Annotated in this window: 25 protein-coding genes; 11 read left to right on the top strand and 14 right to left on the bottom strand. The window is 71.4% G+C overall.

Annotated elements, in window-relative coordinates; translation table 11 throughout:
• Positions 1-2: 2 nt before the first annotated feature.
• From pucL to BV907_RS06705, 3 genes are all read left to right on the top strand, one after another.
• A complete protein-coding gene (gene pucL, locus BV907_RS06715) occupies positions 3-932 on the top strand; it encodes a factor-independent urate hydroxylase (protein WP_077488960.1) in 930 nt (309 codons plus the stop codon).
• Positions 933-1,066: 134 nt separating this feature from the next.
• On the top strand, positions 1,067-2,569 hold the full coding sequence (locus tag BV907_RS06710; protein ID WP_077488959.1) for a nucleobase:cation symporter-2 family protein: 1,503 nt from the start codon (positions 1,067-1,069) through the stop codon (positions 2,567-2,569).
• Between the two features lie 105 nt (positions 2,570-2,674).
• Positions 2,675-3,076: a hypothetical protein gene (locus tag BV907_RS06705; RefSeq protein ID WP_175637398.1), complete on the top strand. Its 402-nt coding sequence runs from the start codon at positions 2,675-2,677 to the stop codon at positions 3,074-3,076.
• 27 nt (positions 3,077-3,103) lie between these two features.
• On the opposite strand, the gene BV907_RS06700 is transcribed toward BV907_RS06705, so the two are convergent.
• Complete coding sequence (locus BV907_RS06700; protein WP_077488958.1) at positions 3,104-4,393, bottom strand: Nramp family divalent metal transporter; 1,290 nt, start codon at positions 4,391-4,393, stop codon at positions 3,104-3,106.
• A 116-nt stretch (positions 4,394-4,509) separates the two neighbouring features.
• Complete coding sequence (locus BV907_RS06695; RefSeq protein WP_077488957.1) at positions 4,510-5,445, bottom strand: dihydrodipicolinate synthase family protein; 936 nt, start codon at positions 5,443-5,445, stop codon at positions 4,510-4,512.
• A gap of 160 nt (positions 5,446-5,605) precedes the next feature.
• On the opposite strand from BV907_RS06695, the gene BV907_RS06690 reads away from it, so the two are divergent.
• The 3 genes from BV907_RS06690 to purM are packed head-to-tail and all read left to right on the top strand — an operon-like array spanning position 5,606 to position 9,442.
• On the top strand, positions 5,606-6,619 hold the full coding sequence (locus tag BV907_RS06690; RefSeq protein ID WP_077489097.1) for a LacI family DNA-binding transcriptional regulator: 1,014 nt from the start codon (positions 5,606-5,608) through the stop codon (positions 6,617-6,619).
• Between the two features lie 52 nt (positions 6,620-6,671).
• Positions 6,672-8,279, top strand: coding sequence for an amidophosphoribosyltransferase (gene purF, locus BV907_RS06685; RefSeq protein WP_077488956.1), 1,608 nt, complete (start codon positions 6,672-6,674; stop codon positions 8,277-8,279).
• The gene (gene purM, locus BV907_RS06680; RefSeq protein WP_077488955.1) at positions 8,276-9,442 is read left to right on the top strand and encodes a phosphoribosylformylglycinamidine cyclo-ligase; all 1,167 of its coding nucleotides are present in this window, start codon (positions 8,276-8,278) and stop codon (positions 9,440-9,442) included. The genes purF and purM overlap by 4 nt, the downstream gene beginning before the upstream one ends.
• 169 nt (positions 9,443-9,611) lie before the next feature.
• Here purM and BV907_RS06675 read toward each other — a convergent pair whose 3' ends face one another.
• Complete coding sequence (locus tag BV907_RS06675) at positions 9,612-10,028, bottom strand: ester cyclase (protein WP_077488954.1); 417 nt, start codon at positions 10,026-10,028, stop codon at positions 9,612-9,614.
• Positions 10,029-10,233: 205 nt separating this feature from the next.
• Here BV907_RS06675 and BV907_RS06670 point away from each other — a divergent pair, with 205 nt between their 5' ends.
• Positions 10,234-10,665 carry a YybH family protein gene (locus tag BV907_RS06670; RefSeq protein ID WP_139346650.1) on the top strand — a complete coding sequence of 144 codons (432 nt, stop codon included), beginning with the start codon at positions 10,234-10,236 and terminating at the stop codon, positions 10,663-10,665.
• Positions 10,666-10,839: 174 nt separating this feature from the next.
• On the opposite strand, the gene BV907_RS06665 is transcribed toward BV907_RS06670, so the two are convergent.
• The gene (locus BV907_RS06665; protein WP_077488952.1) at positions 10,840-11,697 is read right to left on the bottom strand and encodes an NAD-dependent protein deacetylase; all 858 of its coding nucleotides are present in this window, start codon (positions 11,695-11,697) and stop codon (positions 10,840-10,842) included.
• A gap of 76 nt (positions 11,698-11,773) precedes the next feature.
• Entirely contained in the window at positions 11,774-12,004 is a 231-nt protein-coding gene (locus BV907_RS06660; protein ID WP_077488951.1) for a DUF3073 domain-containing protein, read from the bottom strand.
• 175 nt (positions 12,005-12,179) lie between these two features.
• On the opposite strand from BV907_RS06660, the gene BV907_RS06655 reads away from it, so the two are divergent.
• Positions 12,180-12,755 (top strand): septum formation family protein, encoded by a 576-nt coding sequence (locus BV907_RS06655; protein WP_139346649.1) that lies wholly within the window; start codon positions 12,180-12,182, stop codon positions 12,753-12,755.
• Between the two features lie 25 nt (positions 12,756-12,780).
• On the opposite strand, the gene clpB is transcribed toward BV907_RS06655, so the two are convergent.
• Positions 12,781-15,441: an ATP-dependent chaperone ClpB gene (clpB, locus tag BV907_RS06650; protein ID WP_077488949.1), complete on the bottom strand. Its 2,661-nt coding sequence runs from the start codon at positions 15,439-15,441 to the stop codon at positions 12,781-12,783.
• Between the two features lie 153 nt (positions 15,442-15,594).
• On the opposite strand from clpB, the gene BV907_RS06645 reads away from it, so the two are divergent.
• The 3 genes from BV907_RS06645 to BV907_RS06635 all read left to right on the top strand — a co-directional run bounded on the left by BV907_RS06645 (position 15,595) and on the right by BV907_RS06635 (position 18,621).
• Positions 15,595-16,164 (top strand): GNAT family N-acetyltransferase, encoded by a 570-nt coding sequence (locus tag BV907_RS06645; protein ID WP_077488948.1) that lies wholly within the window; start codon positions 15,595-15,597, stop codon positions 16,162-16,164.
• A 100-nt stretch (positions 16,165-16,264) separates the two neighbouring features.
• Positions 16,265-17,599: an FAD-binding oxidoreductase gene (locus BV907_RS06640; RefSeq protein ID WP_077488947.1), complete on the top strand. Its 1,335-nt coding sequence runs from the start codon at positions 16,265-16,267 to the stop codon at positions 17,597-17,599.
• A 50-nt stretch (positions 17,600-17,649) separates the two neighbouring features.
• The gene (locus BV907_RS06635; RefSeq protein ID WP_077488946.1) at positions 17,650-18,621 is read left to right on the top strand and encodes a DUF4031 domain-containing protein; all 972 of its coding nucleotides are present in this window, start codon (positions 17,650-17,652) and stop codon (positions 18,619-18,621) included.
• Between the two features lie 14 nt (positions 18,622-18,635).
• Here BV907_RS06635 and BV907_RS06630 read toward each other — a convergent pair whose 3' ends face one another.
• The 8 genes from BV907_RS06630 to BV907_RS06600 all read right to left on the bottom strand — a co-directional run bounded on the left by BV907_RS06630 (position 18,636) and on the right by BV907_RS06600 (position 26,615).
• A complete protein-coding gene (locus tag BV907_RS06630) occupies positions 18,636-20,672 on the bottom strand; it encodes a hypothetical protein (RefSeq protein ID WP_139346648.1) in 2,037 nt (678 codons plus the stop codon).
• Entirely contained in the window at positions 20,669-21,121 is a 453-nt protein-coding gene (locus BV907_RS18265) for a hypothetical protein (RefSeq protein ID WP_139346647.1), read from the bottom strand. Before BV907_RS18265 ends, BV907_RS06630 begins: the two co-directional genes overlap by 4 nt.
• Before the next feature lie 90 nt (positions 21,122-21,211).
• Entirely contained in the window at positions 21,212-21,721 is a 510-nt protein-coding gene (locus BV907_RS06625; protein WP_077488944.1) for a 2'-5' RNA ligase family protein, read from the bottom strand.
• 4 nt (positions 21,722-21,725) lie between these two features.
• A complete protein-coding gene (locus tag BV907_RS06620) occupies positions 21,726-22,328 on the bottom strand; it encodes a YceI family protein (RefSeq protein ID WP_077488943.1) in 603 nt (200 codons plus the stop codon).
• Positions 22,329-22,406: 78 nt separating this feature from the next.
• On the bottom strand, positions 22,407-22,808 hold the full coding sequence (locus BV907_RS06615) for a YccF domain-containing protein (RefSeq protein WP_077488942.1): 402 nt from the start codon (positions 22,806-22,808) through the stop codon (positions 22,407-22,409).
• An 80-nt stretch (positions 22,809-22,888) separates the two neighbouring features.
• Positions 22,889-23,371: a pyridoxamine 5'-phosphate oxidase family protein gene (locus BV907_RS06610; RefSeq protein WP_077488941.1), complete on the bottom strand. Its 483-nt coding sequence runs from the start codon at positions 23,369-23,371 to the stop codon at positions 22,889-22,891.
• A 58-nt stretch (positions 23,372-23,429) separates the two neighbouring features.
• Positions 23,430-25,073, bottom strand: coding sequence for a DEAD/DEAH box helicase (locus tag BV907_RS06605; RefSeq protein WP_077488940.1), 1,644 nt, complete (start codon positions 25,071-25,073; stop codon positions 23,430-23,432).
• Between the two features lie 462 nt (positions 25,074-25,535).
• Entirely contained in the window at positions 25,536-26,615 is a 1,080-nt protein-coding gene (locus BV907_RS06600; protein ID WP_077489096.1) for an Lrp/AsnC ligand binding domain-containing protein, read from the bottom strand.
• Between the last annotated feature and the right edge of the window lie 83 nt (positions 26,616-26,698).

The following is a 26,698-nucleotide window of genomic DNA, read 5'->3' as shown; positions in this document are numbered from 1 at the left end:
CGATGTCTGAGAAGAACACCAAGATCGTCCTGGGCCCGAACCAGTACGGCAAGGCCGAGGTCCGCGTCGTCAAGATCACCCGCGACACCGACCGCCACGAGATCGCGGACCTCAACGTCACGTCCCAGCTGCGCGGCGACTTCGCCGCGGCGCACTTCGACGGCGACAACGCCCACGTCGTGGCCACCGACACGCAGAAGAACACCGTCTACGGGTTCGCCCGCGACGGCATCGGCTCCCCCGAGGAGTTCCTCATCCGCCTCGCGAACCACTTCACGGGCGAGTTCGAGTGGGTCACGGGCGGGCGCTGGGAGGCCGAGCAGTACGCGTGGGAGCGGATCGCCACCCGTGGCGACGGGGGCCAGGGGCACGACCACGCCTTCGTCCGCAAGGGCCAGGAGGTGCGCAACGCCGTCGTCACCAAGGACAGCGACACGATCCAGGTCATCTCGGGCCTGAACGACCTCACGGTCCTCAAGTCCACCCAGTCCGGCTTCGTCGGCTACCCGAAGGACCGCTTCACGACCCTCGCCGAGACGACGGACCGCATCCTGGCCACCGACGTCACGGCGCGCTGGCGCTACAGCACTGACGCGATCGCGGCGGGCACCGTGGACTTCAACAAGGCGTACGACGACGTCAAAGCGCTCCTGCTCGAGGGCTTCACCGAGGGCTACTCGTACGCCCTGCAGCAGACGCTCTTCCAGATGGCGCAGAAGGTCCTGGACGCGCGCCCCGAGATCGACGAGATCCGCTTCTCGGCGCCGAACAACCACCACTTCGTCGTCGACCTCACGCCGTTCGGCCTCGACAACCCGAACGAGGTCTTCTACGCGGCCGACCGCCCGTACGGCCTCATCGAGGCCGCGTTCCAGCGCGAGTCGATCTCCGACGCCGGGAACGCGTGGGAGGGCATCGCCGGCTTCTGCTGAACCGGCCAGGTCCGCACTCCTGCGCCACGAGCGCACGACGGCGGTGGCGACCCGCCGCCGTCGTGCGCCGCTGACGCACACCCAGAACCACGTTGCGCACTCTCGGAATCCCACAGCTGACAAGGAGGTCCGCTATGTCCCGACACCCTGCGCCCGCGCCGGCCGAGACTGGCAGCGAGGCGGCACGCCCCGAAGACGAGAAGCTGCCACTCGGCACGGCGTTCGCCTACGGCTTCCAGCACGTCCTGACGATGTACGGCGGGATCATCGCGCCGCCGCTCATCGTCGGCTCGGCCGCCGGGCTGGGCGGGCAGGAGATCGCCCTGCTCATCACGTCCTGCCTGTTCATCGGCGGCCTCGCGACCGTCCTGCAGACCGTGGGCGTCAGGTGGTTCGGCTCGCAGCTGCCGCTCGTCCAGGGCACGTCGTTCGCGTCGGTCGCGACGATGCTCGCGATCGTGAGCGGCGGCGGGGGCCTGCAGGCCGTGTTCGGCGCGGTCATGGCGGCCTCGCTCCTCGGCCTCGCCATCGCGCCGTTCTTCGCAAAGATCATCCGGTTCTTTCCGCCGGTCGTCACCGGCGTCGTCATCACCTCGATCGGGCTCTCGCTCACCCCGGTCGCCGCGAACTGGGCCCTCGGCGGCAACGCCGCGGCGCCGAACCATGGAAGCGTCGAGAACATCGGCCTCGCGGCGCTCACGCTCGCGATCGTCATGCTGCTGAGCAAGCTCGGCAACGCCGTCGTCTCGCGCCTGTCGATCCTCCTGGCCATGGCCATCGCGACCGGCGTCGCGACCGTGCTCGGCATGGCGGACTTCTCGAAGGTCGGCACAGGGCCGATCGCCGCGTTCCCGCAGCCGTTCGCGTTCGGCCTGCCCATCTTCGAGCCCGCCGCCGTCATCTCGATGCTCATCGTCGTCCTCGTGATCCTCACGGAGACGACGGCGGACATCCTCGCCGTGGGCGAGATCGCCGGCACGAAGGTCGATGCGAAGCGCATCGCGAACGGCCTGCGCGCGGACATGCTCTCCTCGGCCGTCGCGCCGGTGTTCAACTCCTTCACCCAGAGCGCGTTTGCCCAGAACGTCGGCCTCGTGGCCGTGACCGGGATCAAGAGCCGCTTCGCCGTGGCCGCCGGCGGCGTCGTCCTGCTCGTCCTGGGCCTCCTGCCCGTGCTCGGCCGGGTCGTCGCGGCGGTGCCCGCGCCGGTCCTGGGCGGCGCCGGCATCGTGCTCTTCGGCACGGTCGCGGCCTCGGGCATCCGGACGCTCGCGAGGGTCGAGTACAAGGACACCATGAACCTGATCATCGTCGCGGCATCGATCGCGTTCGGCATGATCCCCGTGATCAACAAGGAGTTCTACCACCAGTTCCCGACGTGGTTCCAGGTCATCTTCGACTCGGGCATCAGCTCCGCGGCGATCATGGCGGTCCTGCTGAACCTCGTGTTCAACGTCTTCACGCGCGGAACGCCCGAGCACGATCCCTCGGTCTTCGCCGCCGCCTCGGACCGCGTCATCCCGCAGTCCGTCGTCGACTGCCTCCGCGACGGCGACCGCTGCGAGGACGGCAGGATCGTGGACCGGGACGGCAACGAGGTGAAGGTCGAGGCGCAGGGCGGCGCGGACGGCCACTGACGCTCCGAGCTGAGGTCTCTTGGCCTCCTCGTCGAACGACGGCGGATGCCGGGCACCCTCTGGTGCCCGGCATCCGCCGTCCTGCGCACTCTGTAGGCTTGTTCCATGACTCCCCAGCGCCAGATCTCCGTTCGCCGCGCCCCGCGGTACGTGCCGTTCATCGTGGCCGGAGGCGTGCTCGGCATCATCGCGGCGGCCATCGTCTCCTTCGCGGCCCCTGCGCCGAAGGACTACACGCAGGAGTCCGTCTTCGGCTACTTCATGGTGATGTTCGCCGCCGCGGGCGTGCTGCTCGGGGCGATCACCGCGCTCGTCCTGGACCGCATCAGCCTTCGCCGTGCCCAGCGCGCCACGGTCGAGGAGGTCGAAGAAGACGAGCCCGCCGACGAGCCCGCCGCCCCCGGCCGCGGGGCCGCCGGTCCCGCCGCGCCGGATTCCGGCGAGGCGGGCGGCGAGGCGGGCGACGTCGAGCGCCCTCGCCGCGAGGACGACGGCGCCGCCTCCTGACGCTCGCGCCCTCGCCGCTGTCGGGGGTCAGCCGAGCAGCACCGTCACGAGACGGACGCTCGTGGCGACGATCGAGACGAGCCCGACGACCGCGAGGACGTTGTGCCACCAGCGGTTCCGCAGCTCGCCCATGAGCGAGGCGCGGTTCGCCATGACGAACAGCAGGACGCCGAGCAGCGGGGCGATGAGCACCGTGAGCGACTGCGCGATGACGATGAGGCCCACGGGCGAGGACTGGAACATCAGGGTGATCCCGAGCCCGAAGGCGAGGATGATCCCGCTGACGATGCGCGCGGCGGGCGAGCCGGCCCTCGCCCCATGGCCGAACGCGTCCGAGAGCATCGTCCCGCCGGCCGTCGCGTTGGCGATCATCGAGGAGAACGCGGCCCCCGAGAGGCCGAGCGCGAACAGGGTCGAGCCCACGGGCCCGGCCAGCGGGGCGAACACCGAGGCCAGGGCGGTGATGGTCCCTGCCTCTCCCCCCGTGCGTCCGAGGACAGCGGCCGCGACCGCGATGACGAGGCCCGTCATGATGCCCGGCGCGACGATGCCGGGAATGGTGTCGACCAACGTCACGTCGCGGTAGTCGGCGCGCGTGCGCTGGTTCTCCTTGACGCCGTAGGCCGTGTAGAACGCGGCATTGATGGAGAAGTTCGTCCCGACGAGCGCGACGACGAGGATTTCACTGCCCGCGGGAAGTCGCGGGATGGCGCCGTCGAGGGCGCGGTACCAGTCGGGCTGGGCGACGACGGCGCTGGCGACGAACGCAACGGCCATGATGGCCACGATCACGAGCAGTGCCCGCTCGACGATGCCGTAGACGTTGCGGAAGGCCAGGACGAAAGCCACGCCGGCCGTGCACACGACGCTCCAGAGCACCGGGGACCCGCCGAAGACCATCGAGAGGCCGAGCCCCGAGCCGACGGCGTTGCCCACCGAGAACATGAGCGTGATCCCGAAGACGCCCACGCCGGCGACGGCCCCCACCCACCGGCCCAAATGCTCCTTGACCGACGTGATGAGCGAGACCGGGGCGGTGATGCCGAGCCGCACGCTCATGTCGGTGAACACGATCATGAGCAGGGTCGAGACGGCGATGACCCACAGGAGCGTGTAGTCGTACCTGCTCCCGGCCTGGACCGCCGTCGTGAGGTTGCCGGGGCCGAACTGCCAGGCCCCGACCACGAAGGCGGGGCCCATGAGGGCCAGATAGCCCAGCACCCCCCTGCGCCGGGTTCCTGCGGTGCTGCCAGAGGACGGCTGCACGGTCGCCTCCTGGGTGGCGGGCGGGGACGGGATGACGGTCTTCTCGCTCATGGCGAGACCTCCTTCTACAGCGTCGTCGCTGTGGGTCGTCGTTGACCAGTGGGGAGAGTGGGGTGCGAGGAGGCGCACGACGGCGGGCGGGCACCCGCCGTCGTGCGCGTGGGTGATCAGGCGGGAACGGTGACGCTGCCCAGGTTCGCCGAGGCGAGCGCGAGGGCGATCTCCTCGTGGGCGCCGGGGGCGAGTGGCAGGAGCGGGGTGCGTACCGTGGCGTGCTCGAGGATGCCGCGCGTGACGAGGCCCTCCTTGAGGGCGACCGTGCCCTCCATGTGCGAGCCGCGGTGGTAGACGTTCTTCGTCACGGGGAGCAGGCGGTCGTGGATCGCACGGGCCGCCGCATAGTCCTTGGCCTTGCCCGCGGCGATGAGCTCGACGAGCGGCTCGGGGGCGAGGCCGCCGTAGCCGACGAGGGCGCCGTCGACGTCGAACATCGTGTGGAGCAGGTACTCGTCGTGGCACGTGAGGATCTGCAGCTCGGGGAAGGCCGCGCGCAGCACGGGGATCTCGGTGTCCCAGCGCTTCATGTTGCGCACGCCGTTCTTGGTCGCGAAGACCCCCTCCTGGCCCGCGATGTCGAGCTGGGTCTCGAGGTCGTAGGTAGCCTTCGTGGCGTCCGGGTACTGGAAGAGGATGAGCGGCAGTCCGCTCGCCTCGAAGATCTCCCGGTAGCGAATCTGCGGGGCCCCCGTCTGGTAGCCGAAGCGGAGCCAGCCGTGGGACGGGTAGACGAGGCCCGCGGAGGCGCCGGCGGCGACGGCCCGCTGGGCCTCCTCGGCGGCGACCTTGTTGCCCTCGCCCGTGATGCCGGCGATGATCGGCAGGCGGTCCTCGACCGCGTCGCGGAAGGACTCGATGACGAGGGCCTGCTCGGCCTGGGTCAGGAACGTGCCCTCGCCGGCGTGGCCGAGCACCACGAGGCCCTTGACGCCCTCGACGCTGGTGAGCCACGCGCCGAGGCGGCGGATCGCGTCGACGTCGACCTCCCCGTCTCGGGTGAAGGGCGTCACGGGCGCGGGGACGAGTCCACGGAGATCGATGGTCATGTCAGCTTCCTCTTCGTTGAGTCGGTTCCGGAATGGGAACGTTTGCGGGAACGTTTTCAAGGATGGGGCGTGGCGCAGCTCACTGTCAAGGCCCCCGCCGCTGACGGGAGAACCTAGAGTGGTGGTCAGGAACGGCCGGAGAGGAGGAGGCGTGGGCGAGATGCAGCAGGCACCCGTGACCCTGCGCGACGTCGCCGCTGCCAGCGGCGTGAGCCTCTCGACGGCGAGCCGCGCCCTGGACGACCGGAATCCCCGCGCCCGCTCAGCGACGGCCCAGCACGTGCGCAAGGTCGCCGAGGAGCTCGGCTACCGCCGCAACACCTTTGCCGCGAGCCTGCGCCGCGGTGAGACCCGCACGCTGGGGGTCCTCGTGCCGCGGCTGAGCGACACCGTCATGGCCCTGACCTTCGAGGAGCTTGAGCGCGCAGCGGCCGGGCGGGAATACTTCGCGATGGTCGCGACGAGCGGGGACGACCCCGAGGACGAACGCCGGGCCGCGGAGACCCTCCTGGGCCGGAACGTCGACGGGCTGATCCTCGCGACGGCCCGGCTCGACGACAGTCTCCCGAAGCACCTGCGCGAGCGGGGCGTCCCCCACGTCCTCGTCCTGCGCACCGACGGGGTGAGCCCATCCTCCCTCGGCGACGACGAGGTCGGAGGCTACCTCGCCGCCCGCCATCTTCTCGACCTCGGCCACCGCGAGATCGCCGTCGTCACCGGGCCCTCGTTCACCTCGACCGCGGTCGCGCGGCTCGCCGGAGCGCGGCGCGCGCTCGCCGAGGCCGGCGTCGACCTGCCCGCGGAATGGGTCCGGGCGGGAAGCTACGGGATGGACTACGGCATGGCCGCGGGCGAGGAGCTCCTCGCGGGCGGGACGCGCCCGACGGCGGTCTTCGCCGCGAACGACAACCTCGCCCTCGGCGTCGTGACGGCCGCGGGGCGGAGGGGCCTCGCCATCGGCCGGGACCTCGCCGTCGTGGGCTACAACGACATCCCGCTCGCCGCCCGCCTCGCGACGCCCCTGACCTCCGTCCATGTCCCCCTCGAGCAGATCGCGCGCACCGCGATCGACCTCATCACCGAGCCCGGGCGCTCCCCCGAAATCCGCAAGGCCATGCCCACGCTCATGCCCCGGGCCTCGAGCGGGCCGCGGCGGGAGGGACTCGGGCGGTGACGGGCGCCGACACGCGGGCAGAACGGCCCCTGCGCCATGAGACAATTGACCAGTGGTACGCGGCGACGGACTCCTCTCCCTTGATCTAGATCCCATCGACAAAGGCCCCAAGGACGCCTGCGGCGTCTTCGGCGTCTGGGCTCCCGGCGAAGAAGTCGCCAAGCTCACCTACTACGGCCTCTACGCCCTGCAGCACCGCGGGCAGGAGTCCGCGGGCATCGCGACGAGCGACGGCACTCGCATCAACGTCTACAAGGACATGGGCCTCGTCTCCCAGGTCTTCGACGAGTCCACGCTCAACACGCTCACCGGGCACATCGCCGTCGGCCACTGCCGGTACTCGACCACCGGGGCGAGCCACTGGGCCAACGCCCAGCCCACCCTCGGGGGCACGGCGAACGGCACGGTCGCCCTGGCCCACAACGGCAACCTCACGAACACCGCCGAACTGCGCACGATGATCGAGGACCTCACCGGGGGTCACCTCACGGGCGAGATGAAGCAGGGCAACACCTCGGACACGGCCCTCGTGACCGCGCTCCTGGCCGGCGAGAAGGGCATGACCCTCGAGGAGACCGCGATGGCGCTCCTGCCGAAGATCCGGGGCGGGTTCTGCTTCGTCTTCATGGACGAGGGCACCCTGTACGCCGCCCGCGACACCTTCGGCATCCGGCCGCTGTGCCTCGGCCGGCTCGAGCGCGGCTGGGTCGTCGCCTCCGAGCAGTCCGCCCTCGCGACCGTCGGCGCGAGCTTCATCCGCGAGATCGAGCCCGGCGAGTTCATCGCGATCGACGAGAACGGCGTCCGCACGCAGAACTTCGGCAAGCCGACGCCGGCCGGCTGTGTGTTCGAGTACGTCTACCTCGCTCGCCCCGACGCCGCCATCGCGGGCCGTTCGGTCTACGAGTCCCGCGTCGAGATGGGCCGCCAGCTCGCGCGCGAGAACACCCACGAGGCGGACATCGTCATCCCCGTGCCCGAGTCCGGCACCCCGGCCGCCGTCGGCTACGCCGAGGAGTCCGGCATCCCGTTCGCGCACGGGTTCGTCAAGAACTCCTACGTCGGCCGGACCTTCATCCAGCCCTCGCAGACCCTCCGCCAGCTCGGCATCCGGCTCAAGCTCAACGCGCTCGAGTCCGTGATCCGCGGCAAGCGCGTCGTCGTCGTCGACGACTCGATCGTGCGCGGCAACACGCAGCGCGCCATTGTGCGGATGCTGCGCGAGGCCGGGGCGAGCGAGGTCCACGTCAAGATCTCCTCGCCGCCCGTGAAGTGGCCGTGCTTCTACGGCATCGACTTCGCCTCGCGCGCCGAACTCATCGCGAACGGGGCCACGATCGACGAGATCTCCCAGGCCATCGGCGCGGACTCGCTCGGCTACATCTCCGAGGACGGCATGATCGCCGCGACCCAGCAGCCGCGCGAGCGCCTGTGCACCGCGTGCTTCACGGGCAGATACCCGATCGAGCTGCCGAGCGCCGACAAGCTCGGCAAGAACCTCCTCGAGCGCGGCGCCACGTCCCCGAATGGCGGCTCCGCGGCGTCCGTCGCCGACACCGAGGACCCGGGCAAGAAGGTCGGAGCCACTGGCTGCGACCCGGGGCCCGACTCCGAATTCGAACCCCTGCTGACCGAGGCCGACAGGAAAGAGACCGTATGAGCGCCAGCACGACCCCCGACCAGCCCACTGCCGGCATCACCTACGCAGCCGCCGGCGTCGATGTCGAGGCCGGGGACCGCGCCGTCGAGCTCATGAAGGACGCCGTCAGGGCGACGCACACCGCCTCGGTGGTGGGCGGCGTCGGCGGCTTCGCCGGACTGTTCGACGTCTCGCGCCTGCTCACCTACCGCAAGCCGTACCTCGCGACGTCGACCGACGGCGTGGGCACGAAGGTCGCCATCGCGCAGGCCATGGACGTGCACGACACGATCGGCTTCGACCTCGTGGGCATGGTCGTGGACGACATCGTCGTGGTCGGCGCCGAGCCGCTGTACATGACGGACTACATCGCGTGTGGCAAGGTCGTCCCCGAGCGGATCGCGGACATCGTGCGCGGCATCGCCGCGGCCTGCTCGGTCGCCGGAACCGCCCTCGTGGGCGGCGAGACGGCAGAGCACCCCGGCCTGCTCGGGGAGCACGAGTACGACGTCGCGGGCGCGGCGACCGGCGTCGTCGAGGCGGACGCCCTGCTCGGCCCGGAGCGCGTGCGCGAGGGCGACGTCGTGGTCGGCATGGCATCCTCCGGCATCCACTCGAACGGCTACTCGCTCGTGCGCCGCGTCATCAACCACGCCGGCTGGCAGTTGGACCGCCAGGTCTCCGAGCTCGGACGCACCCTGGGCGAGGAGCTCCTCGAGCCGACCCGGGTCTACGCGGCGGACTGCCTCGACCTCGTGCGGGCGCTCAATGGCACGGTCGGCGGGCAGGACCTGCCGCTGCGCGGCTTCTCCCACGTGACCGGCGGCGGCCTTGCGGCCAACCTCGCGCGGGTGCTCCCGCAGGGCGTCCTGGCCACCGTGGACCGCTCGACGTGGGAGCTGCCCGCGGTGTTCAAGCTCGTCGCCGAGCTCGGCGGCGTTCCGCAGGCGGATCTCGAGCGCACGCTCAACCTCGGCGTGGGCATGGTCGCGATCGTCGCGCCCGACGCCGCGGATGCGGCCCTTGCGCGCCTCGCCGAGCGCGGCCTGTCCTCGTGGGTCATGGGCCAGGTCTCGGCGGACGACGCCACTGGTTCTTCGGCTGGCGCCGGCGACCCCGACTACGTCCAGGGCGCCAAGGGGGTCGACGGCGGCGCGGTCCGCCTGGTCAACGCCTACGCCTGACCCTCCCCCGGGAGTTTCGGGTACTCATCTCGACGCGAAAAAGGCATTCCGGGTATGCAGCCGCGTACCCGGAATGCCTCTTCTGCGTCTGTCGTGCGTCAGGTCAGGCGCTGAGCAGGACGTCGGGCAACAAAGAATCACCCGGTATCCAACGCTTTTTCAGTAAGGCCTATTCGGGTATTGCGCCGATTTGTTGCATGATCTTCAAGGTATCGGTGACTCCCCAGTGTTCGGCTACCTTGCCGTCCTGGACGCGGATGATGTCGATTCCAGCGAATTCAACCCTTCGGCCCGTTGACGGGATTCCCGCGAACTCGCCCGTGTGCGTACCGCTGATGATGCCGTGAACGCATTCCAGATTTCCGTCGGTCAGGGCAGGTTCTGTTGTCTCGATCTTGAGATCCGAAAACGCCGACCGGACGGCATTGATGTAGAATCGCACACCTTCCTTGCCGGGCGGCTGACCGGGAAGAGGCTCCTCGTGATCGACGAAGTCATCCGTCACCAGTTCATCGATGAGAGCGAGGTCTCCTCCTACGAGGACATCTGCGTAGAAACGATGCATCAATCCACTTCCGACAGACATGTCCAACTCCTCTGTGCTGGTGCCAACGAGGAGCCCATCGTCCCACCACCGCGCCGCCTCCAACAGCGGCGATGGCCCAAGTCTGTCCCCGAAGGACCGTCGGTGGGCGCGGTTGGCGCCAGTCCGATCCGCCACTACCATCTCTGGGCAGGAGCTCCGGTCGCTGCCACACTATGGGCACACAAATCGAAGGAGACGATGCCCGATGGGAGCTACCGAGTTTGACGACCTGCTAGTTCAGGCAAGGGCAGCGCTCGGCGCCATCGTCCGCGGCGACCCGAGCAGCTACAAGGCCATCATCTCTGCGGGCGAAGACATTACCTGGGCGAATCCGTTCGGTGGAATTGCGCGTGGCAGGGCAGCTGTCCACGAGCAGCTCGACCGGGCGGGGTCATACTTCCGGGACGGAGAAGTGGCCTCCATCGAGACGATCGCGAAGTCTGTCGGAGGGGATCTGGCCTACACCGTGGAAATCGAGCGCGTTCGCAGCAAGGTCGGCGGACGGGACGAGCTGAGCGACTTCGCGGTCCGTGTCACGTGCGTGTACCGGCGCGAAGCGGACGGGTGGAAGGTCCTTCACCGGCACGCCGATCCACGAGTTGAGCGGCAAACCGCTGAATCGGTCTTCCAACAGTGAAGATGCCATGAAGCCCTAGCACTGTCGCGTCGCGCGCAGGAGTTCCCGGGCGACCGCACTCCTGTGCGCAAACCACAGAGAGTCCACGGAAGGCTGCGCAGTCGACGTCGGAATATGACAGTCCGTACCCGGAATCAGGTTTTGGCGTCGAGATACGTACCCGAAACGGCTGGGTTAGAGGTGGGCCGCCAGATCTCCCAGGGCCTCGCCCACGTCCTCGCGCCAGCGCCAGCGGGCGCGGCCATCGCCCCGGGTCGGCCCCTGGTTGATGATCCCCACGGGCTTGCCGTCGTGCACGGCGTCCAGGACGAACCGGTACCCGCTCATGACCGCGAGCGACGAGCCGAGCACGAGGAGGCCGGCGGCCTCGGCGAGCATCGCCGTCGCCCGCGCCTTGCGTTCGGCAGGTACCCCCTCGCCGAAGTAGACCACGTCCGGCTTGAGCTCTACCGACCCGCACACGAGGCAGCCCACCATGCGGAAGCGCTCGACCCACGCACCCGAGAGATCGACGTCGCCGTCGGGGCGGACTGCGGTCGGGTCCAACGCGGCGGCCTCGAGGTAGCCGGGGTTGGCCTGATCGAGCCGCTCGTCGAGGTTCGAGCGCCCCTCGACGTTGCCGCACGCGAGGCACACGACCCGGTCGAGCTCACCGTGCAGGGCCACGAGCCGGCGGGTCCCCGCGGCGGCGTGCAGCCCGTCGACGTTCTGGGTCACGACGCCGGCCACGCGCCCTGCGGCCTCGAGGGCGGCGAGCGCGCGGTGGGCCCGGTTGGGGACGGCGCGGTCGATGTGCCGCCAGCCGACGAAGCTGCGCGCCCAGTAGCGGTGCCGCGCGGCAGGATCGTGCCGGAATTCCTGGTACGTCATGGGCCGGTGCCGCCGCCACGAGCCCTCGGGTCCGCGGTAGTCCGGGATGCCGGAGGCCGTCGAGACGCCGGCGCCCGTGAGGACGAGGACGTTCCCCGCGCGCAGCATGCCGAGAATCCCTTCCCGGGCGACGGCGGGTGGCTGCGCTGCGGCGGTCTCCATCACCTCGCGCGCGATGGACCGCAGGGCCGCAGCATGGGCCCCGGCAACGGCGGGGTGTTCGAACGCGTCCAGAGGGTCAGCCGATCCGGCGGGAATCCTCGTCGTCGTCTTCGTCGGCAAACTGATCCGCGTACTTGTCCTCGTAGTCGGAGTAGTCCGGCTCCGGGTCGTCCGCGTAGCGGTGGGATGAGTGGCTGGCACCGGCGCCCAGTTCGCGCTCGAGTGCCGCATAGTCAGTGCTCGGGCTGTAGTACTTGATGTCCCGGGCCTGCTTGGTTGCCTTAGCCTTCTGACGGCCGCGCCCCATGGCGTGACCCCCTCTTTTGCCTCGTCCCGGAGGTAGTCGCGAAGGCAGGCTCGCGAGGCCCCGGAGTCATTGATCAATTTGTCGTAGGTCTAGACTACATGTAATCGCGGCCGACTGCGTATTCGTGCGGCGCGCCCTCCCGGCCGGTCAGACGATCCGAAAGCGAGTGACGCACATGAGCACCCCCGACGGCTATGACAGGATGAACGCGGCCCCGGCGCGGAACATTCCGCCCCGGCCCCGGCGCTCCCCCGTCTCGGCCTTCCCAGCGGTCCCGAAGCGGCGGCCGACGCGCCGCCGGAAGGCCCCCGAGCGCCGGAATCGGCCCCTCGCCGCTGTGATCGCGCTCGCGCTCCTGGCCCTCATGGTGTGGGGCCTCTCGGCCTGCCTGGGCGGCTCCGGCGGCGGGCCCACGGCGTCCCCCGGGCCCTACGCACAGGGCGATTGCCTCGCCGACGCCGACCCCACCGCCGGGGACAACCGGACGGTGCCGTGCATCGAACCGCACTCGGCCCAGCTCGTCGCCGTCGGCACCGCGGACGAGGGCGCATACCCCGGCCGCGAGGCCCTCGAGGCGGATGCGCTCCGGCTCTGCGGCGCCGCCAACCTGAACCTGCCCGCGGATACGAGCTCGCTCAAGCAGCGTGCGGTCGTCCCGACCCAGGACGGCTGGCAGAACGGCGACCGCCGGACGGAGTGCTTCATCGTGAGCACGGGCGGAAAGATCCTCACCGGATCCCTCCTGCCCTGACCCCGCGCGCCCTGACCGGCGCCGGCTACTCCGCGGGCGCCTCCCGCGACGCAGCGTCCTTCCGGGCGAGGCTCAGGCCGCTCGTCGCGCCCGTGAGGTCCTTGAGGTCCACGTCCACGTCCGCGACGTCGACGACGACGGTGTCGCCATCGGAGATCTCCCCCGACAGGAGCGACTTCGCGAGCCGGTCGCCGATCTCCCGCTGCACAAGGCGACGCAGGGGCCGCGCGCCGTACGCGGGGTCGTAGCCGGACATCGCGAGCCACGCGCGGGCGCCGTCAGTGACCTCGAGCTCGAGCCGGCGCTCGTGCAGGCGCGACTGGAGCGATGCGACCTGCAGCTCGACGATGTGCGAGAGCTCGTCCACGGTGAGCGCCTCGAACATGATCACCTCGTCCAGGCGATTGAGGAACTCGGGCTTGAACGAGGCATTGACAACGCCCATGACCGCGTCCCGCTTCGACTGCGGGCTCAGGCGCGGGTCCACGAGGAACTGGCTTCCGAGGTTCGAGGTGAGCACGAGGATCACGTTGCGGAAGTCCACGGTGCGGCCCTGGCCGTCGGTGAGGCGTCCGTCGTCGAGCACCTGCAGAAGGATGTCGAAGACCTCGGAATGGGCCTTCTCCACCTCGTCGAGCAGGATCACGGAGTACGGACGACGGCGGACGGCCTCCGTGAGCTGGCCGCCCTCCTCGTACCCGACATAGCCCGGAGGGGCGCCGACGAGGCGCGCGACCGCATGCTTCTCGGAGTACTCGCTCATGTCGAGGCGCACCATGGCGCGCTCGTCGTCGAACAGGAAGTCCGCGAGCGCCTTGGCGAGCTCGGTCTTGCCGACGCCGGTCGGGCCGAGGAAGAGGAACGAGCCCGTAGGCCGGTTGGGGTCGCTGATCCCCGCGCGCGCCCGGCGGACGGCGTCCGAGACCGCCTCGACTGCCTTGGTCTGGCCGATGAGCCGCCTCCCGAGCTCCCCCTCCATGTGCAGGAGCTTCTGGCTCTCGCCCTGGAGCATGCGGCCGGCCGGGATGCCGGTCCACGCCGAGATGACCTCGGCAATGTCGTCCGCGGTGACCTCCTCTGCGACCATCGTCTGCCGGACGCTGGCGTCCTGCTCGGCGGCCGAGGCGGCTGCATTCGCCTCGGCGAGTTCCCGCTCGAACGTGGGGATCTCGCCGTACAGGATCCTCGAGGCCTCGGCGAGGTCCCCCTCGCGCTGGGCCTTGTCGGCGAGGGAGCGCAGCTCGTCGAGCCTCGCCTTGAGGTCGCCGACGCGGTTGAGGCCAGCCTTCTCGGCCTCCCAGCGCGCATTGAGGGCAGCGAGCTGCTCCTTCTTGTCCGCCATGTCCGCGCGCAGCGTCGCGAGCCGCTCGACGGAGGCCGGATCCGTCTCGCCCTCGAGGGCGAGCTCCTCCATCGTGAGGCGGTCGACGGCGCGGCGGAGCTGGTCGATCTCCTCGGGCGCCGAATCGATCTCCATGCGCAGCCGGGACGCTGCCTCGTCCACGAGGTCGATGGCCTTGTCCGGAAGCTGCCGCCCGCTGATGTACCGGTTGGACAGGGTCGCGGCGGCGACGAGGGCTGAGTCGGCGATCGAGACCTTGTGGTGCGCCTCGTAGCGCTCCTTGAGCCCGCGCAGGATCGCGATCGTGTCGTCCACGCTCGGCTCGCCCACGTAGACCTGCTGGAAGCGGCGCTCGAGGGCGGCGTCCTTCTCGACGTTCTCGCGGTACTCGTCGAGGGTCGTGGCGCCGATGAGCCGCAGCTCGCCGCGGGCGAGCATGGGCTTGAGCATGTTGCCGGCATCCATCGACGAGTCGCCGGTCGCGCCCGCGCCGACCACAGTGTGGAGCTCGTCGATGAACGTGACGATCTGGCCCTCGGAGGCCTTGATCTCCTCGAGCACGGCCTTGAGGCGCTCCTCGAACTCACCGCGGTACTTCGCGCCCGCGACCATCGATCCCAGGTCGAGGTTCACGAGGGTCTTGCCGCGCAGGCTCTCCGGCACGTCCCCTGCGACGATGCGCTGGGCGAGGCCCTCGACGACGGCGGTCTTGCCGACGCCGGGCTCGCCGATGAGCACGGGGTTGTTCTTGGTCCGGCGGGAGAGGACCTGGATCACGCGGCGGATCTCGGAGTCGCGGCCGATCACCGGGTCGAGCTTGCCGGCGCGCGCGACGGCGGTGAGGTCCGTGCCGTACTTCTCGAGCGCCTGGAACGTGTTCTCGGGGTCGGGCGAATCGACCTTGCGGTCGCCGCGCACCCCGGGGAGCGCAGCGACGAGGGCCTCGCGGGACGCCCCGGCGTCGCGCAGCGCCTTGCCCGCGCCGCCGCCGTCGGCCGCGAGCCCGACGAGGAGGTGCTCGGTCGAGACGAAGCTGTCGCCCATCTGCTCGGCCTGCTGCTGCGCGGCCTGGATGGCCTGGAGCGACTGGCGGCTCAGCTGCGCCTGCGCGACGGTCGAGCCGGAGCTCGAGGGGAGCGCCTTGATGGCCGTGCTTGCGGCGACGCTCACGGCGTCGGGGTCCGCGCCCGTGGCCCGCAGGAGCGCGACGGCGACGCCCTCGCGCTGGTCCATGAGCGCCTTAAGGAGGTGCGGGGGCTCGACCTGCGGGTTGCCGGCGGTGTTCGCGTTCATGGCGGCCGCCGACAGGGCCTCCTGGCTCTTGGTGGTGAATTTGACGTCCACAGTGCTCCTTCCGCCTGCACAACCCTCAGAGCGCTGGCCCGGGAAGACCCACCTTAGGAGGGTCAGCGCACTTAAGTTGAGTGTAATCCGCTCAACTTCAAACGCCAAGCAGGCAGCGCACCGTCCGGACAGCACCCGTGGCAGACTGGCCGCATGAGCCTCCTCGTCCGCCCCGAGCGGCCCGACTCGCCTGGCGAGGCGGCCGCCGTGCGTGCCCTCACGGCCGCCGCCTTCGCGGGGGTGCCCCATTCCGCGCCGCCCGCCGACGGGACGCAGGACCCGGGCGAGGCCGCCCTCGTCGGCTGGCTCCGCGAGGACGCCGGGTACATCCCGGAGCTCGCGCTCGTCGCGGAGGAGGACGGCGCCGTCGTGGGCCACTCGATCACGACGCGCGGCTGGCTCGACCCGCACGACGGCGGCCTGGCGGTCCCGGCGCTCGGCCTCGGCCCGATCTCGGTCCGCCCCGACAGGCAGCGCCGCGGCATCGGCGCTGCGCTGCTCGAGGCCACCGCAGCCGAGGCGGAGGCCCTCGGCGAGCGGTTCATCGCGCTGCTCGGGGACCCGGCCTACTACGGCCGGCACGGCTGGGAGCCCGCGACCCGCCACGGGATCGCCGCGCCCGAGCCGGCCTGGGGCGACTACTTCCAGGTCCGGCTCCTCGCCGCGCACGACGGCGCGCGGGGCACCTTCCGCTACGCCGCACCGTTCGCCCGGTTCAGCTGACACCGGTTCGGCTGAGGGGCACGCAGGCCATTCCGGGCAGGGCGGCGCGGGGCGTAGCATGCCCACGGGGCGGAGGGACCGTGCACCGAAGGAGTCCGCCATGGCCTGGATCCGCCCCGAGGACAGCGGGTACGACGAGGCCCGGAGGCTGTTCAACGCCTGGATCGACAAGCGGCCCGCCGTCATCGCCCAGTGCGCGACGCCCGCCGAGGTCGCCGAGGCGCTGGCCTACGGGCGCCGGGAGGGCCTGCCCATCGCCGTCCGCGCGGGCGGGCACTCGGTGGCCGGCTACAGCACGAACGACGGCGGGCTCGTCATCGACGTCCGGCCCATGAAGTCCGCCGAGGTGGATCCCGAGGCCCGCACGGTCCGGGCCGGCGCAGGCCTCACGTGGCACGAGTACGACACGGCGACGCAGGCCCACGGCCTCGCCTCCACGGGCGGGCGCGCATCCACGACGGGCATCGCCGGCTTCACGCTCGGCGGCGGCTCGGGCTGGCTCGAGCGCACGTGCGGCCTCGCCTGCGACAGCCTGGTCTCGGTGGACCTCGTGACGGCCGACGGCGAGTATGTCACCGCGAGCGCCGACGAGAACCCCGAGCTGTTCTGGGCGCTCCACGGCGGGGGCGGGAACTTCGGCGTCGCGACGTCCCTGACCTACCAGTTGCAGCCCCTGGGTCCCGAGGTCGCGGCCGGTCTCCTGGTCTGGCCCGGGGACAGGACCCGCGAGATCCTCGGCGCCTACCGCGATCTGGCCCACGCGGCTGACCGGCGGCTCGGCTCCGTCCTCGTCCTGTTCACCGCGCCGGCAGGCGACGATTCGATCCCCGAAAGCCTGTGGGGCAGGCCGGCGGTCCTTGTCGGCTTCGTGTTCAACGGGCCAGGCGAGGAGGGCCTCGAGGCGATCCACCCCTTCCGGGACCTCGATCCCGCGGCAGACTTCTCCGGGCTGACGCCCTACGTCGACTTCCAGTGCAGCATCGATGACCCCGCGGACCACTTCAACTACTGGTCGGCGGACTACCACGACGAGCTCAGCGACGCCGCCCTGGACGTCTTCGCGGCCTCGTGCCAGGAGCTGCCCAGCCCCGAGTCCCAGCAGCTCATCGTCCCGTGGGACGGCGCGGTCGCCGAGGGTCCGGCCAGCGGCTCGCCGCTCGCCCACCGGAAGTCGGCGTGGGTCTCGCACCCCTTCGGGATCGCCGCCGACCTCGCCGGCGGCGAGCGCGCGCGGGACTGGACACGGCGCTTCCGTTCGGACATCGCCCCATACACGAACGGCGGCGTGTACCTGAACTTCATCGGCGACGAGGGGCAGGGCCGCGTCCGCGCCGCCTTCGGGGACGAGAACTACGCACGACTCGCGCAGGTGAAGAAGGAGTTCGACCCCGGGAACGTCTTCCGCGGGAACCAGAACATCCGCCCCGGCGAGTGACGGTGGCGCCGAGGCGGCGCCCCTCGGGCCCCCGTGGCACACTCGCTTCCATGGCGATCCTCATCGACCCGCCCGTGTGGCCGGCGCACGGCACGGTGTTCTCGCACCTCGTGAGCGACTCCTCGCTCGTGGAGCTGCGGGACTTCGCCGACGCCGCGGGCCTTCCGGCGGGGGCGTTCGACGAGGACCACTACGACGTGCCCGAGCGCCGCTATGCCGAGATGCTCGCCCTGGGCGCGCGGCCGGTGGACGGCGGCACCCTCGTCCGCGCGCTCATTCGCAGCGGCCTGCGCGTCCCGGCCCGCGAGCGCGGCAAGGCCCTCTTCACGCCCCTCCTGCACCGCTGGAGCATGCTCCTGCCCGGGCACGCCCCGCTCGGCGTCGAGCTGCTCGAGCGCTGGGCCGAGCCGCACCGGCGGTACCACACGCGCGCGCACCTCCTGACCGTGCTCGAGGCCCTCGAGCGGATCGCCGGCGAGACGCCCGCAGAGGCGAGCCGCGCCGTCGTCCTCGCCGCGTGGTTCCACGACGCCGTCTACACCGCCGCGCCGGGCCGGCCGGGCCAGGACGAGGAGGACTCCGCGCGGCTCGCGGAGGACCGCCTCGCGGGGGCCGGCCTGCCGCACGCAGAGGTCGCGGAGGTCGCGCGGCTCGTGCGGCTCACCGCCGGGCACGCGCCGGAGGCGCACGACGCCGGCGGGCGGCTCCTGTGCGACGCCGACCTCTCGGTGCTGGGCCGGGATCCCCGTGGCTACCACCGCTACACCGTCCAGGTCCGCGAGGAGTACGCGCACGTTGCGGACGATCAGTTCCGCGAGGGCCGGGCGGCGGTCGTCGAGCACCTCCTCGGCCTCGACCCGCTCTTCCACACCGAGCGGGCCCGCGAGCTGTGGCTGCGGCCCGCGCGGGAGAACCTCGGCCACGAGCTGTCCCGGCTGCGCGGCGGCGGTCCGCTCGACCATCCGCTCGGCCACGCGGCGGCGCAGGCCCGGCACGTGGGCGGTGCACGCAGCGCGCTCTGACCCGCCCGTCCCGACTACCGGAAGAGGGCCGATCTGACGCCCATGATGAAGCGGTCCCCGGGTGCGGCCTTCTGGAGCCAGTCGACCATGTGCCAGTCGGGGATGGCGACGCAGCCGGCGGTGGGCGCGGCGTTCATGTGCAGGAAGATGGCGAAGCCGGCATCCTGGACAATCTCGCTGTCTGGCGGCCGGTTGTAGTTGATGACCGCGCCCTGGCGGTAGTCGTGCTGGGGACGTGTGGCGAAGTACCACATGTTCTCGTCCCATCCGACCCAGCTCGACGATTCGAAGTACTTGTTGTATGTCGGGGTCCACGGGTTGCCGCCCCAACGGCTGTTCGGGTTGAGGGTTATGTAGTTCAGCGCCGTGCCGGGGTTGCCCAGCCCGAACGCCTCGGTCACCGAGTAGCTGCCCGTCGGCGAGTAGAGGTGCCGCGTCGGCCCGGAGGGGACGCCCGGAGGCTTGAATCCGCTCGCGCCCACGGTGCCCGGGGTGGCCCAGTCCGTGGCGTAGACGCCGGCGACGTTCATGCAGCGGATGACCCAGGCGTCCGAACGCCCGTAGTCGTCGGCCAGGGCGAAGGTCACGGAACGCGCGCCGTGGCTTGGGTACACCGAGCGCGAGTCATTGAGGGTGTCGCACTCCGTATAGGGATGGGTCCTCGTCCCGCCGTTGCGCCACGAGATCACGCCGCCCTGGAACTTCTGGACGCACTCCGCGCCCGAACAGATCTCGTCGGTGACGGGATAGCGCAGCCACCCATGCTCGAAGTTCTGCTCGCCCCAGGCGACGCGGATCGCGCCCACGGAGATCCGCGCCCCCGTCCCCGGAGACCAGATGATCGCCCCCTGCTCATAGCGCTGGTAGCACCCGCCGTCCCGCAGGCCGCACACCTCGTCCGAGGTCGGATAGCCCATGCGTCCGCCCTCGAACCCATGCGCCGCCCACGCCCCGCGGATCGCACCCACCGAGATCCGCGCCCCCGTCCCCGGAGACCAGATGATCGCACCGCGCTCGTAATGCTGGAAGCACCCGCCGTCCCGCAGGCCGCACACCTCGTCCGAGGTCGGATAGCCCATGCGTCCGCCCTCGAACCCATGCGCCGCCCACGCCCCGCGGATCGCACCCACCGAGATCCGCGCCCCCGTCCCCGGAGACCAGATGATCGCACCGCGCTCGTAATGCTGGAAGCACCCGCCGTCCCGCAGGCCGCACACCTCGTCCGAGGTCGGATAGCCCATGCGTCCGCCCTCGAACCCATGCGCCGCCCACGCCCCGCGGATCGCGCCCACGGAGATCCGCGCCCCCGTCCCCGGAGACCAGATGATCGCGCCGCGCTCGTAATGCTGGAAGCACCCGCCGTCCCGCAGGCCGCAGGTCTGGGCACCGAGGGGCATGCCGAGCCGACCTGCGGGGCCGCCGAGGGCCTCGTACTTGGCCCCGATCTCGGCACGCGTGAACCACGCGCCCGTGGCATCGCCGGCGTAGAGGTCTGCGCGCTGGAACGGCTGCCATTCCGCCGTGGCACCGAGCGCCTGCGTGTCGGCGAGCGGATAGCCCGCCATCCCCGCCGCGGGCTCCCCCGCCGCGAGGTAGGCCTTGAGGACCCGCCCGGTCACGGCCCATGCCCCCGTGGCCTGGGACCAGTAGATCCGGCCGCCCGCGAAGATCTGGAGGCACCCGCCGTCGGCTGTGCAGACGGCATCCGCGCTGGCCTTCCCGAGAGGCCCAGCCGCCCCGCCCAGGGCGGCGTACTTGGCCGCGATGGCGTCCGGCCCCGGGGAGGGAGCAGCCGCGGCGGAGGGGATCGGAGATGCCGAGGTCGCCGCGGGAGCCGATGGTGCTGTGCCTGTGGGCGCCGGGCCTGTGGATGCAGCGCCCGTGGGTCCATCGCCCGTGGGTGCCGGGCTGGATCCAGTGGTGGCGGTGGACGAGGGCGATGAGCTCGGATCGCCTGCCTCCTCGGGCAGCGATCCGAGGGCAGAGGCGGGTCCGGCCAGCGAAGCGAGCAGCACCACGAGCGCGCAGATGCTCGCCGCGGCCCGCCTCACGGCGCAACCTCCTGGGAGACGACGAAGCTGCAGTCCACGGAGGTTGCGGCATCGACGGAGAGGGGAAGGGACACCTCGCGCGACTCGCCCGGCGCGAGGACTTCCGAGGAGTTGGCGTGGCCGACGACGAGGGCCCCGGAGTTCGACGTCAGCGCGACGGCGACCGTGAACGTCTGGCGGTCCTGGGTGCCGTTGCGGAGCGTGCCCGTGAAGAGCCACGACCCGCCGCCCCCGTGGATGCACTGGGCGTTCTCGAGGGATCCGGCCGCGATCGCGTCGACGGCGCTGCTCGTGGGTGCCGGGGACGACGCCGGTGGCGAGCCTGACGCGCTCGCGGCGCCCGTCGTCGTGCTCGCCGCAGGGGACGACGGCGGCCCACCGTCTCCGCCGCCGGGCGTGCAGGCGCTCAGCGCCAAAGTTGCGAGAACTGCCCCAACGGCACGTTTCACCTGTCCCCCTCAGGCCATGGGCGCCGCCCCAGGCGCCACACGTGAAGAGACTAGGCCCCCGCGACGCCGAATACCATCACCGAATGGATGTCAGCGATCCGCGTCGGCGGCCGGCTGGGCGGGATACTCCGCGACGGGCAGGCGCCATTCGGTGTCTCCGTCCGGGGCCATGTCGACGAGGGTCATGGCGCCGAGGACGAGCTCCTCGCCTTCGGCGACGCGGCGGCCGTTCTGCACGGTGATGTGCGCCCGGAAGCCGCGGCCGGTGTGCTGCGGGCTGTGGATGCGGCCGTCCGCGTCGGCGACGGCGCTGCGGATGCGCTCGTGCAGCTCGGCCAGGTCGGGGTGAGGGTCCACGAGGCTCACGCGCACGCGGCCGCGGTAGCCGAAGTCGGCGTCGCGCCCCACGCGCACCGTGACCGGCTGGAACGACGCGAAGGCCCCCGCGGCTGCCGCAAGGGCCGCCTCGGGGGCCATGTCGAAGCGCAGGAGCGTCACGTGCAGGGGCCAGTGCCGTTTGCTGAACCGCTCGCCCACCGGGGCGGGCTCGACGAACGCGACGACGACGAAGGGGTGCAGCTGCGGCCCCGCAGGGTCCATGGGGCTACCCCTGCCCCTCACCCTTCTGCTCAGCGTCAGCGCCCTCGGGGCTGGCGCCGTTGGCCTTGACGGCCGAGACCTCGAACTCGAGCAGGATGCGGTCGGAGACGAGCACGCCGCCCGAGTCGAGTGCCGCGTTCCAGTTGACGCCGAAGTCCTTGCGGTCGATCCGGCGGGAGCCCTCGAAGCCCGCCCGGAGGTTCCCGAAAGGGTCCCGCTCGACGCCGATGAACTCGATCGGGATGGCGATCTCCCGCGTCACGCCGCGGATCGTCAGGTCGCCGTTGACGATGAAGCTGTTCTCCTCGATCTGGTCGATCCGCTTCGAGACGAACGTGATCTCCGGATGGTGTGGCGCATCGAAGAAGTCGTTCGTGCGCAGGTGCTGGTCCCGCTGCTCGTTCCGGGTATCGATGCTCGCGACCTTGATGGTCACGGCGACCGTGGAGTTGGTGGGCTCTTCGGCGTCGACGTTGATGACGCCCTCGACGTCGTTGAACGCGCCGCGCACCTTGGTGACCATGGCATGGCGGGTGGAGAAGCCCAGACGGGTGTGCGCAGGGTCGAAGCGCCATTCGCCGGCGAGGGAGCTGTCGAGTTCGGGCATGGATGCCTCCTTTTTCAGAGCACACGTTATCCGGCCGCCACGCCGAGGACCAAGAGAGGGGGCGGCGTCTGGCCGCGCTCAGCGGCCGAAGCCGGCGAGCAGGCGGTCCGTCGGAACGATCTCCTTGCCGAGCGGCATGAGCGAGACGGGAATCATCTTGAGGTTCGCGATCGCGAGCGGGATCCCGATGATCGTCAACGCCATGGCGATGGCGGTGGCCACGTGCCCGATCGCGATCCAGAGCCCCGCGACGAGGATCCAGATCACGTTGCCGATCGCCGAGGGGACCCCGACCCGGCCGCCGCGGTCCACGATCGTGCGGCCGAAGGGCCAGAGCGCGTACGCGCCGATGCGGAAGGAGGCGATGCCCCACGGGATGGTGACGATGAGCAGGCAGCACACCACGCCGGCGAGGAAGTACCCGAGGGCGAGGACGAAGCCGCCGAAGATGAACCAGATGAGATTCAGGAGGGTCTTCATGCCCCCAGTCTGCCGCCGGGCGGGCCCGCGGGCCACCCGCCGTCGGGCCGTCTTTGCCCACCCCGCGGACCGGCGGGCGGCTACTCCGTGGGAGCGCGCCGGATGCCCGTCAGCGGGGACACCCAGTGGGCTGGATCGGCCACGGGGAACTGGCGGCCCGAGACCTCCTCCGGGACCACGCGGACGAAGAACCCCTTCTCCCCGCCCTGCCATGGGAACAGCGGCAGGGCGACGGCGTCGATCACCTCGGCCGTCTCGAGCACCGGCTCGAGGTGGCCGCGGGCGACGACGGACCACGCCTCGCGCTGCTCAGGCTCGTAGCCGTCCACCTCGAACACCGCCGGGAGGCGGCCGGCCGAGGCCGCGAGCTTTGTGCCCGGGGCCGTGCGGAACAGCAGGGTCCCTCGGTCCACGAGGTAGTTCACCGGCATGATCTCGAGCCGGTCATCGAGGGAGAAGGCGAGGCGCCCGACGACCATGCTGCGCAGCCGCGCCCACGAGTCCTCGTGGGAGAGCTGCCGCAGGCCCTCGGGGCCAACGCCACCGCGTGCATTGGTGCTCATGGGAGCCAGTCTAGGACCGGGTCCGGCGTGCCGTGGGGTCCTCGGGCGCAGACGCCGGTCAGCGGGCGTTCGACGCCGGGGCGCTCGCCCGGCGCGGGCCGCGCCGTCCGCCGCCGCTGCCCTGAGCCGACGCCTGTCCGGAGCGGGGCGGTTGCTGGGCGCGGCGCTGCTGGGAGCCGGCTTCGCCGTTCCGGCCGGAGCCGCCGCGCGGCTGCCCGCCCTGCGGCTGCGACCCCTCGGCGCGGCCGCTCTGGCGGCCGCCCTGCGACTGCCCGCGCTGGCCCCGGCCCTGGGGCTGTGCCTGCCCGCGCTGCGCCTGGCCCCGCTGGGCGCGGCCGTCCTGGCCCTGGGCGCCGGGCACGTCATTGCGGTGGCCCGTACGTGCCGCGGTGGCCGCGCCTCCCCTGCCGCGGCGGGCACGCTTGCGCTGCGCATTGGCACCGGTCGACGAGCCGCCGCCCTGCTGCGGCTGACGCGCGGCGACGGCGGCCGCCCGGGCCTCCGGGTCCACGTACTCCGCGCGCTCGCCCACGAGCGCGGCGACCTGCGGCGAGTCGGTGGTGACGGGCGTGAACTCGACGGTCACGCCGGCGTCCTTCATGAGCTTGCGGACGTCCTGCTTCTGCTCCGGGAGCGCGATCGTGACGACCGTGCCCTCCGAGCCGGCGCGGGCGGTGCGGCCCGAGCGGTGCAGATAGGCCTTGTGCTCGGCCGGCGGGTCGACATGGACCACGAGCTCGACCTCGTCCACGTGCACGCCGCGCGCGGCGACGTCGGTCGCGACGAGCACGCGCACCTCGCCCGAGGAGAAGTCTGCGAGGTTGCGGTCGCGGGCGTTCTGGGACAGGTTGCCGTGGAGGTCGACGGCGGGGATGCCAGCCTGGGTGAGCTGCTTCGCGAGCCGCTTGGCGTGGTGCTTGGTGCGCATGAAGAGGACGCGGCGGCCCTGGCCCGAGGCGAGTGCCTCCACGAGGTTCTTCTTGCTCGTCGCGTCCGCCGTGAGGAGCACGTGGTGCTCCATGGTGCTCACGGCCGCCTGCGGGGCGTCGACCGAGTGCGTGAGCGGGTTGCTCAGGTAGCGCGTGACGAGCTTGTCCACGCCGTTGTCGAGGGTCGCGGAGAAGAGGAGCCGCTGGCCGCCCTTCGGGGTCTGGTCGAGGATCCGCTTGACCACCGGCAGGAAGCCCAGGTCGGCCATGTGGTCCGCCTCGTCGAGGACGGTCACTGCCACATCCGCGAGCGAGACGATGCCCTGGCGCCCGAGGTCCTCGAGCCGGCCCGGGCAGGCGATGACGATGTCGACGCCGGCGCCGAGCGCCCGCTCCTGGCGCGCCTGGGAGACGCCGCCGTAGATGACCGTGGTGGTGAGGCCGAGGGCCGCGGCGAGCGGCTCGACCGTTGCATTGATCTGGGTCGCCAGCTCGCGGGTGGGGGCGAGGACCAGCCCCGCAGGGGCACCGGCACGGCGGCCGCGACGGACGGAGCCCGCGGCGCCCGAGGCGGCCAGGTTGGCGACGAGCGGCAACGCGAACGCGATCGTCTTGCCCGAACCGGTGCGGCCGCGGCCGAGGACGTCGCGGCCCGCGAGGGTATCGGGAAGGGTCTTGGTCTGGATGGGGAACGGCGCCTCGATGCCCTTCTCCGCAAGGGCGGAGGCGAGGACGGCGGGCACGCCGAGGGAGAGGAAAGTCGGTTCAGCCATGGCTGTCGGCAACTCCAGGTTCGGATCGGCCCCGCGGGCCAAAGCGGCGCCGTGGGGATCGCCGAGGAAAGGGAGCCTGGCCGCGCGGCATCCGGCAGCCGTCATGGAGGACGGCGGGGATGGGGGCCTGTCAACGCGTTCATCGACGCGGGGCGCGCGAGCGCCCACTCGGTCAAGTCTACCAGCGGCCAGACACTGACCACTCAACTGAAGGAATGTGGCCACCTCCCCAGCAGGCGCCGGCGCCCTTCCTCTCCGCAGTCGAGCCGTACAGATCTCCCCAGCGTTGGGCCCCGACGAGGTCCGACGCGCCGGAGAAACGGGCAACACGCCGCGGGTTGAAGCTTGAAGCTGGGGAGACGTGCACGCACGACGGCGGATCCGGAGCCGGAAGCCCTCCGGCAGGCGGACACGGCCCTCCGACATCCTGCGCCCTGCGCCCCTGCGCCGCGCCTCCTGCGCTCAGGGGGCGTCGAGCGGGAGGCGATCCACGCCGTCGTGCGTCGCCGGGGTGCGCCCCGCCGCCGGCGTTCCGAGGGAGCGCCCGTCGGGGCCGAGCAGGATGCCCATCCGCTTGGCGACGCGGAGCATGACGAGGCTCTCGGTGATCTCGATGCCCGGCACCCGCTCCTGGAGCGCGAGCTCGGCGCCCATGACTTCGGCGACGGAATGCAGCCACATCGTCACGATGAAGTTCGCCGGACCCGTGACCGAGGCCGCCAGGCGGACCGAGCGCAGCGAGCGCAGGGCAGCGGCGGCGGCCGCGTGCTCGCCGGGTGGGACCCGCGCGTACCACGTGCAGTTCACGGGGAAGCCGACGGCGATCTGCGCGACGTCGCAGCGGAAGGACACAAGTCCCGAGCCGAGGATCCGCGTGAGCTGCCGCTGCACGGTCGAGGGGTTCCTGCCGAGCGCACGGGCCATCTCCGCGGCCGATGCCCGACCGTCCCGGGCGAGCAGCGGCAGCAGGTCGCGGCACGTCGCGGGCAGGACCCCCTCGGCGTGCCGGGCCTCTGCGACCTCGGCGAACGCTGCGGCCTGCTTGGCCCCCAGGGCCGCGAGCCGCCACGCGTGGCCGGCCTGGTGGAGCCGGGTGCCGAGGCTCGAGTGGATCCGCACGACGCCGGGCACGGCCCGGATGGCGGGGGCGACGCGCAGGGCGTAGTCCGGGAGGGTCTCCGTGAAGACCGTCAGCAGGAGGTCGTGGTGGCCGGCGGGGAGCTCGACCGACTGGACCTCGGGCATCGCGCACAGCGCATCCGCGACCTCGTCGGCGCGGCCGGGGTCGCAGTCGACGTTGACGAACGCGAGGTTCATGGTCGCGGGGTCTCCCACGCTGTAGGCCGTGATCCACGCGAGGCCCGCCGCACGGATGCGCTCCCAGCGCGCCGCAAGCGTCGCCGGATGCGCCCCGAGGATCGCGCCGGCGTCCTGCCAGCTCACGCGCGGGGCGATCTGGAGGGCGCTGATGAGCTCCAGGTCATGCTCCGAAAGCCGTAGGTTCTCATCCGCAGATGCATGATTCTGCTCGGAACCGGCCATGGAGTGCATGATATCCGGCAATCCTGAGGCGAGATGGCGAACCAGCCCGACACTGGACGCCACGAGGGAATGTGGCACAGGCC

This window comes from Sinomonas mesophila (assembly GCF_001999765.1).
Classification (GTDB): Bacteria; Actinomycetota; Actinomycetes; order Actinomycetales; family Micrococcaceae; genus Sinomonas; species Sinomonas mesophila.
The sequence above is the reverse complement of the archived record's forward strand: the minus strand, read 5'-3'. Positions and strand labels throughout refer to the sequence as shown.